This is a genomic window from Oleiphilus sp. HI0080, from assembly GCF_001635135.1.
In genome coordinates this window covers 1-906 of the sequence record NZ_LWFU01000031.1, presented here as the reverse complement: position 1 = coordinate 906, position 906 = coordinate 1, and the positions used below count along the sequence as shown (strand labels likewise).

Genomic DNA, 906 nt, shown 5'->3' with positions numbered 1-906 from the left:
GATCAGCGACACATACTGCAACAGCTCATCGAATACATTAGAGAAGAAGCCGTTGATGCACTCGTCATTGCGGGCGATATCTACGACCGATCTATTCCTCCGGCTGATGCAGTAGCTCTATTGGATGAAGTACTCCATACCGCATGTATAGATCTAGATGTTCCGGTTATTTTAATTTCTGGCAATCACGATAGCGCTGAGCGATTGCGTTTCGGGTCGCGTCAGCTGAAAAAAGCAGGCTTGCACATCCTAGGCGACGTTAATGATGTATGCGAGCCCGTGCTAATCGGGAGTAATAGGCATACTGTCGCGTTTTATGGAATTCCGTACTGTGACCCAGAAACCGTTAGAAATACAACGGGAGAGGCTGTCTCGACTTACGATGAGGCTCACACCTTGTTGGTCGATCGCATCAATGACAGCAGGCAGAAGGATATTCCAAGTGTACTTATCAGCCATTGCTTTATGGATGGTGCAGAAGAATCAGATTCGGAAAGGCCGTTGTCAATCGGCGGTTCAGATCGCGTCAGCTATCAGCCTTGTATAGATTTTGATTACGTAGCACTCGGTCATTTGCATGCCCCTCAATATCGGGGTGAACACCACATTCGCTACTCCGGATCATTGCTCAAATATAGTTTCTCCGAACAGCATCAAAAGAAAGGCGTCACATTGGTAGAGCTTGCAGATACCGGAGTATCAACCAAACACCTTCCCTTAAAACCATTACGCGATATGCGCGTTCTTGAAGGTGAACTTGAAACCATTATTCAACAGGGAAAAGTCGATCCGAATGCAGATGACTACTTGCTTGTAAGACTGACCGACAAACATGCGATTTTGGACCCAATTGCCAAATTAAGAGAGGTCTACCCCAACGTTCTTCAACTCGAAAAACCCGGAATG

At 46.5% G+C, this 906-nt stretch carries 1 protein-coding gene; it reads left to right on the top strand.

Annotated features, from left to right (window positions below):
* Positions 1 to 906, top strand: a 906-nt coding sequence (locus A3751_RS00505) for an exonuclease SbcCD subunit D (RefSeq protein WP_068450967.1), incomplete at both ends; no start/stop codon positions are given.